The organism is uncultured Nisaea sp., assembly GCF_963974195.1.
In the GTDB taxonomy this organism is placed as follows: Bacteria; Pseudomonadota; Alphaproteobacteria; order Thalassobaculales; family Thalassobaculaceae; genus Nisaea.
The window spans coordinates 1-7,495 of the sequence record NZ_CAXBDC010000151.1 but is presented as its reverse complement, the minus strand read 5'-3'; the positions used below and the strand labels follow the sequence as shown (position 1 = coordinate 7,495).

Below are 7,495 nucleotides of genomic sequence, written 5' to 3'. Positions count from 1 at the left end.
CGGAGGAGGGACTCGAACCCCCGACACGCGGATTATGATTCCGCTGCTCTAACCAGCTGAGCTACTCCGCCCCATGGGGCTCGCGAGGGGTTGGCCGAGGCCTTCTTGCCCGCGCGGAAGCACGCATATAGGCGAGGCGGGCGGGGCTTGTCAACAGAGGGGTGCCCTGCCCGGCTGAATTCTTTATCGGCTCTCCCCGCCAGCGATCAGTTTGCGCCGCAGCCAGCTTGACGCACCGTCCATCATGAACACCATGACGATGATCAGGCTGATGATATAAAAGGTGTTTTCCCAGTCCCGCGAAGTCCGCATGGTCTCCACCAGGACAAGGCCGATGCCGCCGGCGCCGAGCGCGCCGATCACCGTGGCCGAGCGGGTATTGGATTCCACGTAATAGAGAAACTGCGAGGTGAAGACCGGCAGGATCTGCGGGATCACGCCGAAGCGGTAGCGCTGCCAGCGGTTCGCGCCCGTGGCGCCGACGCCCTCCACCTGCTTGCGGTCGATATTCTCCAGCGCCTCCGAGAACAGCTTGCCGAGCGAGCCTGTGTCGGTGAAGGCGATGGCGAGCGAGCCGGTCAGCGGGCCGAGACCAAAGGCGCGGATGAAGATCAGTGACCAGATCAGCATGTCGATACCGCGGACGAAATCGAATACCCGGCGCACGACGAAACGGATCGTGCTGTTCGGATTGAAGTTCGAGGCGGCGACAAAGGCCAGCGGCAGGCCGCAGAAGGCCGCCGTGACGGTACCCAGGACGGCCATCAGGATGGTCTCGAACAGGGCTACGGCGACATGACCGTGCTGCCATTCCGGATTGCCCCAGAAGCTCGCCAGGATGTATTGCCAGTTCGCCTGGTCCGGGTTCAGCCGCTCCCCGGAGATGGCGAGCGCGGCCAGCTCACCGAAGCTCTTGCCGTGCAGCTCCGAGGTGAAGGGGAACCAGAAATTCTCCCATCCGTACTGGAATTTGTGGATCTCCACCTTGGCCCGGGTGAATTGCACTCTGCGGGAGAAGGTTGGCCGGGCATCGAGCTTCACATCGCGGGCATTGAGCCAGTCCGGCACCGGTCCATCCGGCAGCGTGGTGACGATCTTCTTGCCCACCAGTTCGGCATGGATGGTGCCGTAATCCGGCACCTCGAAATCGACACTCTGCCCCTCGACCCGGACGACATATCCCTCGCCAAGATCGACGGTGAATTTATCGGCGTCGCCCGTCACCCAGTCCGGCAATGTCTCGAACGTCGCATGCCGTTCGCCCTCGATGGCGACCTCGAAGTCGCCCCGGCGGAAACTCTTGGTGACGTGGGTCTTGTAGGCAACCGCGTCGGAAATCAGCAGCGCCCCCTTGGAGAGCTGCGCCCGGGAAAGCAGCATCGTGATGTCGAACGCGGTCCAGGCATAGAAGAGATACAGCACCACGCCCGCCAGCAGGAGCATCGGCACGGCGGAAGCCTTTTTTACCGATATGCGAACCGGCTCAGCCATGATGGCGGCGCCCTGATCGGAAATGACAGCCATATCCGCCTCCCCTAGCTGAAATTCTCGGCGCCGACGAAATGCCGGCGGAGATAGGATGAGAGCTGGTCGATGGCGACGATCGACAGGAACAGCATGAGGAACAGAGCGGCCGTCTCCGACCCGGCGCCCCAGCCGATGGCCCGGGAAAGCTCGGTGCCGATACCGCCCGCGCCGACAAAGCCGAGGATGGCGGAGGCGCGCACATTGATCTCGAAGCGCAGCAGGAAATAGCTGCTGTAGTTCGGCAGCACCTGCGGGATCACGCCGAAGCGGACCCGCTGCAGCCAGTTGCCGCCGACGGCCTTAAGGCCCTCAAGCGGCTTCACATCGATATTCTCGTTCACTTCGGAGAACAGCTTGCCGAGCGCACCGGAGGTATGGAAGGCGACCGCGATGGCGGCCGGAACCGGGCTGGCGCCGAGCACGAAAATCAGGAACAGCGCGATGATCAGCTCCGGGAAGGCGCGCATGATGTCCATGATGCGGCGCACGACCGGAATGGCCAGCGGATGGACTTCCAGATTGCGGCTGGAAAGCAGCGACAGGATCATGGCGAAGAAAGCACCGATCAGCGTGGCCACGGCGGCAATGTTCAGGGTCTCGATCAGGGCCGGGAGGAATTTCGGGAACAGGGCCCAGAAGGCCCATCCCTGATCCCAGGCCTGCATGACGATCTGCGCCGGATAGTCGAAGAACTTGGACAGCCCCTGCAGGAAACCACCGGAATTGAGGGCCGATGCCTCGCTGTAACCGGAGAGCACGACGGCGAGCAGCAGCGCGAGGGAAAGCCCGGTATAGAGCCGTCGGCGCCCTTCGAGCGCGAGCACTTCCTGGCGCATCACTTCGACCATGGGGAATGTCCTGCCATTGGGAATTGGAAGATCCCGAACCCGGGGTCCGGAACGTGGCCGGGACCGCACTCTGGCGGTCCCGGCCCGTGTTCAGTCCGTAAGGCCGTGCCTTACTTCATCTTGCGCTTGCGCGCTTCGATGATGACTTCGTAGGTCTCGTGCGAAACCGGGGCCATGCCCTTGATTTCACCGGCCATGAAGCTGTAGGCGCATTCCGGATCAAGGGAAGCGAGACCGGCGATCAGGCCCGTCACCTTCAGCTTGACGTCGGCCGGCAGATCCTTGCGGAGCACGACCGGGCCTTCCGGGATGACCTTGGACTTCCAGATCTGCACGAGCTGGGTCATGTCGACGAGACCGGCATCGGCGGCCTTGCGCAGGGCGCCGCTGTTGTAGCCTTCTTCCCAGGCACCCAGGCCGTCGGCCCAGGTCACCCCGGCGTCGATATCGCCGTTGGCAACGGCAACGATGGTCTGCTCGTGGCCACCGGTGAAGACGACTTCACCGAAATACTTGCCGCTTTCCATCGGGAAACCGGCAGCCGGGATTTCGATGGACGGGATGAGATAGCCGGAGGTCGAGTTCGGATCGCCGAAACCGAACTTCTTGCCCTTCATGTCGTCGAGGGACTTGATGCCGCTGTCAACGCGGGCAAAGCCGATGGAGTGGTAGCCCATGGAACCGTCGGCATTGATCTTCACCAGAACCGGCTCAACAGCTTCCGGATCGGTGATGTAGGTCTTGGCATAACCGGAAGCACCGAGCCAGGCCATGTCGAGGTTACGGCCGATCAGGCCTTCGATGACGCCGTTATAGTCGGCCGGTGCGAAGATCTTCGTCGGCACGCCGAGCAGTGCTTCAACCTTGGTCCGGACACACTCGTTGGAGCGCATACGGTCGGACTGGTTTTCACCGCCGAGGACGCCGATACGGAATTCGGAAATCTTGTCTTCGGCATGGACATTGGCGGCGCCGAACGCCGTCATGGCGACGGCCGCGGCCACCGCGAAATTGCGAACGAACTTCATCCCTAACTACTCCCTAGGTTGGAATTGCTTCCACGGAACATCGGCGGTAGCCGCATTCAGGCCGTGGCCGCATTCGCCTCAGCAACCCCGGCCCCCTGGCCCGGCACTGAGGGATTGGATCTGGCCCGCGCGGAAGCGCCGGCCGAAATGCTGGTCGAGGTCACTGCCTCGTTCAGGGCTTCCTCGGCGCCGTAAATCTCGCGCGCCGCTTCCGGGGTCAGCTCGTCGGCCGCGCCGTCGAACACCACCTTGCCCTGGCTCATGCCGATGACCCGGTCGCAATAGCTGCGCGCGGTATCGAGCGTGTGCAGGTTGCACATCACGGTGATGCCGTCCCGATCATGGATTTCCCGAAGCGAGCCCATGACGACCTCGGCGCTCAACGGATCGAGCGAGGCGATCGGCTCGTCGGCAAGGATGATTTTCGGCTGCTGCATCAGACCGCGGGCGATGGCCACGCGCTGCTGCTGTCCGCCGGACATGGTCTCCACCCGCTGCAGGGCCCGCTCGGCCAGGCCGAGGCGGTCGAGCGCGGCCAGCGCATCGTCGATATCGCGCTGGGAGAAGATCTTGAACATGGAGCGCAGCGTGCCCTGCTGGTTCAGCCGGCCGAGCATCACGTTGGTGACGACATCAAGGCGCGGGACCAGGTTGAACTGCTGGAAGATCATCGCGCAGTCCTTCTGCCAGCGCCGCTTGGCATTGCCTTTCAGACTGAGCACGTCGGTGCCATCGACCAGGATCTGGCCGGAGCTGGCATTCGTGAGGCGGTTGAACAGCCGCAGGAAAGTCGATTTCCCGGCACCGGAGCGGCCGATAACACCGATCATCTGCGGCTTTTCCACCGTGAAGGTCACGGAATCGACCGCGACCATGTTGCCGAAAGCCTTGGTAACGTTTTTGAACTCGATCATGCCCCACCTCTGAGTCTCGCGCCGTGCGGGGCTGCGAGCAGCCCGCCTGAACCGGTCACAAGGGTGACCGGCAACTCGGACAACACGGCTGGAGAAATCACACCGCGCGAGATCCGACTGGAGCGTTGGTATCAACCGTGCGGGTCGTTCTCGTGACGCTTTTGCTTCAGTTTCATGAAGCCGTCGGATGCCTGCGCCTGAGGGCGGGCTTAGTTACTGGCAACAGACAGGGAAATGCGCTTGTGATCGGCGGCGATAAAGATCTCGTAATCGGCATGCGAGACCGGGAACACACCAGTGACCGGCAGGCCGAGGGCCGCCGCGAGACAGTCCGGCGCGGTCTTGCCGAGGGCGGCGATCCGGTCCGTGACGGTTTTCTTGATGCTCTCGGAGAGCCCCGTGCGCAGAACCACCGGACCGTTCGGCATCACGGGTGAGTGCCAGAACTCGGAGAAGCGCGCATCGGAAGTAAGCTGAAAACGCCCGAGCGGCCCGGAATCCACCACCGCACCGGATGCGGTTTCCGACCGCCAGGAAACAGCGGCATCCACCGCCCCGCTTTCCAGCGCCGTGAATGTCGCATGATAGCCGCCACCGAACTGCACCGTCTTCAGGTCCCGTTCGGTATTCAGCCCGGCCCGTTCCAGGGCGACGGACGGTATGAAATAGCCCGGCATGGAGCGCCGGTCGGCAAAGCCGATGCTTTTGCCTTTCAGCGTGTCGAGCGCGTCGATCTCCGCATCCGGACGGGAGAATGCAACAGCGCGATATCCCATGGACCCGCCACGTCCAAGCGTGGCCAGCACAGGCTGCACCGCGCCGGGATTAGCGCGCCAGAGAGCGCTATAGGCCCGGGTTGAAAGCGCGGCGACATCCACCGCGCCTATACTCAAGGCGTGGCGCAATTCCTCTCCGGAAGGCAGGGCCAGGATCTGCACCGGCGCCGCAAGACCGTCCGCCAGGTCATGTGCGAAGCACTTCTGGGCCGCGAAGTCATCGGAGACCGCCTTGCCGCCGATCACACCAATCCGGAGAACATCGGCTCCGGCAGCCGGGGCCGTAAACAGAAGTCCGGCGAAAGCAGCAATGCTGGCCGCCGCGATCGCTGCACGCGCAAATGCCTGTCGCATCGTTCCATCCGTTCGTTCAGAAGCCGCCGCACCCGACACGGGATGCGGAGTCCAGCCTGCATTCCGGGGAACCTTAGCGGAAGAGCTTGACCGTTTGATGACGGTCCGGGAATCGGTGCGTTAAACCGCGTTCCAGTCTTCCGTGGCCGCGATTTCCGCTTCGATGAAACCGATGAAGGAGCGGACCTTTCGCGACAGGTGGCGGTTGGCGAGATAGAGCAGGGAAATCGGCAAGCTGCGATCCTCGAACGGCTCCAGAAGCGCCTCCAGATGTCCGCAGCGCAAGTCATTGGCGACGACAAAGCTCGGCACGATCCCGATACCCTCGCCCGACAAAAGCAGCCTTCTGACAGCGGAGGCACTGTTCACCCGGACCCGCGGCCGGATATTCATTGTCAGGCTTTCCCCGCCATCCCGGAACGACCATTGCACAGGCCCGCGCCGGTTGGTGTCGAAAATGCATCTGTGCGCCGGAAGCTCGTCCGGATGCGCTGGACGGCCCGCCTGATCCAGATATGACGGCGCCGCGCAGGTAATCAGGCGGATCTCGCCAAGCCGTTTCGCGATCAGTGTCGAATCCTGCAGAACGCCGATCCGGACCGACAGGTCGACGCCCTCGTCGATCAGGGACAGATGCCGGTCGTTCAGCCGCAGGTCGATGGTGACGCCGGGATTGGCCGCCAGATATTTCTCGACCGCGGCCATCAGATACATCTCGCCGAACAGCACCGGCGCGGTAACGACGAGATTGCCGCTCGGCGCCGCGCCCTCGTCCCGCATCACCGCGCGCAATTCGTCAAATTCCTCGATCACCCGGTTGCAGCGGGGCAAATAGGCCCGTCCGGCTTCCGTCAGGGTGACGACCCGCGTCGTCCGGTGCAGCAACAGAACCCCGAGCACGTCTTCAAGCGCCCGGATATTCTTGCTGACATTCTGGGCGCTGGTGCCGAGCCGCTCGGCGGCCTTCGAAAAGGATGTTGTCGCGGCAACAGCCGAGAACATCCGCATCTGCTCTATGGAATCCATATTAGCAACATATCGTTTATATTAATTCAATCAATAGAGAGCTTATGGCGACAATAGACTGCAATTAACTATGTCGGACAGGCGGCGCGGTGTGCCGCCCTTTCCTCGAAACGAAAGGACAATCCGATGACCAACCAGAACACCGCGCCTTATGCCGCGCTCATCCTTCGCGTCTCCCTCGGCGTGCTTTTCCTCGCCCATGGCGCCCTCAAGCTCTTTGTCTTCACTCCCGCCGGCACCGTCGGCTTTTTCGAGAGCCTCGGCCTGCCCGGCTTCTTCGCCTACCTGACGATCCTCGCCGAGGTGGGCGGCGGTGCAGCGCTGATCGCCGGTTTCGCCACCCGGCTGGTTTCCATCGCCACCCTGCCGATCCTGCTCGGCGCCGTCTTCCTGGTGCATGGCGCGAATGGCTGGCTCTACACGAACCCGAACGGCGGCTGGGAATTCCCGGCATTCTGGGCGGCAACCCTCGTGGTTCAGGCTCTGCTCGGTGACGGCGCCTATGCCGTGCGCACGCCGAAGATCCTCTCCCTGACGCCCGGCAGCTTCGTCCGGCAGGGATAAGTCCCATGGCAAGCCTGCCCAGCCTGTTTCTGCCGCACGGCGCCCCCGACCTGCTGCTCACCAACCACGTCTCGAAGGATTTCCTCGGGACACTGGGTAGCCGGATCGGACGCCCGGCGGCGATCCTCATCGTCTCGGCCCACTGGGAAGCGGCACAGCCGACGCTGACCACGGCCGAGGCTCCCGAAACGGTGCATGATTTCTTCGGCTTTCCGGACGCGCTCTATCGCATCCGGTACCCGGCCCGAACCGCTTCCGATCTGGTTGACTGGGTCGATGGCCTGCTGACCGGTCAGGGAATAGAAGTGCGGAAGGATGCCAGCCGTGGTTTCGATCACGGCACCTGGGTTCCGCTCTCGCTTGTCTATCCGGAAGCCGATATCCCCGTCGTCCAGCTCTCGCTGGTGCGGGGCGGCACGGCACGGCAGCATTTCGAGATCGGCCGTGCACTCGCCCCG

General features: G+C 63.1%; 8 protein-coding genes. 2 read left to right on the top strand and 6 right to left on the bottom strand.

Translation table 11 applies throughout. The features are described 5' to 3' along the window. Positions 1-183: 183 nt before the first annotated feature. From phnE (AAC126_RS20920) to AAC126_RS20895, 6 genes are all read right to left on the bottom strand, one after another. The gene (phnE, locus tag AAC126_RS20920) at positions 184-1,524 is read right to left on the bottom strand and encodes a phosphonate ABC transporter, permease protein PhnE (protein WP_339857187.1); all 1,341 of its coding nucleotides are present in this window, start codon (positions 1,522-1,524) and stop codon (positions 184-186) included. Between the two features lie 11 nt (positions 1,525-1,535). Beyond that, the gene (phnE, locus tag AAC126_RS20915) at positions 1,536-2,375 is read right to left on the bottom strand and encodes a phosphonate ABC transporter, permease protein PhnE (protein ID WP_339857185.1); all 840 of its coding nucleotides are present in this window, start codon (positions 2,373-2,375) and stop codon (positions 1,536-1,538) included. A 110-nt stretch (positions 2,376-2,485) separates the two neighbouring features. Continuing rightward, positions 2,486-3,403 carry a phosphonate ABC transporter substrate-binding protein gene (gene phnD / locus AAC126_RS20910; RefSeq protein ID WP_339857184.1) on the bottom strand — a complete coding sequence of 306 codons (918 nt, stop codon included), beginning with the start codon at positions 3,401-3,403 and terminating at the stop codon, positions 2,486-2,488. 56 nt (positions 3,404-3,459) lie between these two features. After that, positions 3,460-4,317 (bottom strand): phosphonate ABC transporter ATP-binding protein, encoded by an 858-nt coding sequence (gene phnC, locus AAC126_RS20905; RefSeq protein WP_339857181.1) that lies wholly within the window; start codon positions 4,315-4,317, stop codon positions 3,460-3,462. Positions 4,318-4,526: 209 nt separating this feature from the next. Then, positions 4,527-5,447 (bottom strand): PhnD/SsuA/transferrin family substrate-binding protein, encoded by a 921-nt coding sequence (locus AAC126_RS20900; RefSeq protein WP_339857179.1) that lies wholly within the window; start codon positions 5,445-5,447, stop codon positions 4,527-4,529. A gap of 120 nt (positions 5,448-5,567) precedes the next feature. Continuing rightward, the gene (locus tag AAC126_RS20895; protein ID WP_339857177.1) at positions 5,568-6,473 is read right to left on the bottom strand and encodes a LysR family transcriptional regulator; all 906 of its coding nucleotides are present in this window, start codon (positions 6,471-6,473) and stop codon (positions 5,568-5,570) included. A gap of 126 nt (positions 6,474-6,599) precedes the next feature. On the opposite strand from AAC126_RS20895, the gene AAC126_RS20890 reads away from it, so the two are divergent. Together AAC126_RS20890 and AAC126_RS20885 are read left to right on the top strand one after the other, a co-directional pair. Beyond that, positions 6,600-7,037 carry a DoxX family protein gene (locus AAC126_RS20890; RefSeq protein WP_339857175.1) on the top strand — a complete coding sequence of 146 codons (438 nt, stop codon included), beginning with the start codon at positions 6,600-6,602 and terminating at the stop codon, positions 7,035-7,037. A 5-nt stretch (positions 7,038-7,042) separates the two neighbouring features. Then, a partial coding sequence (locus tag AAC126_RS20885) for a class III extradiol ring-cleavage dioxygenase (protein WP_339857173.1) occupies positions 7,043-7,495 on the top strand: 453 nt, incomplete at its 3' end.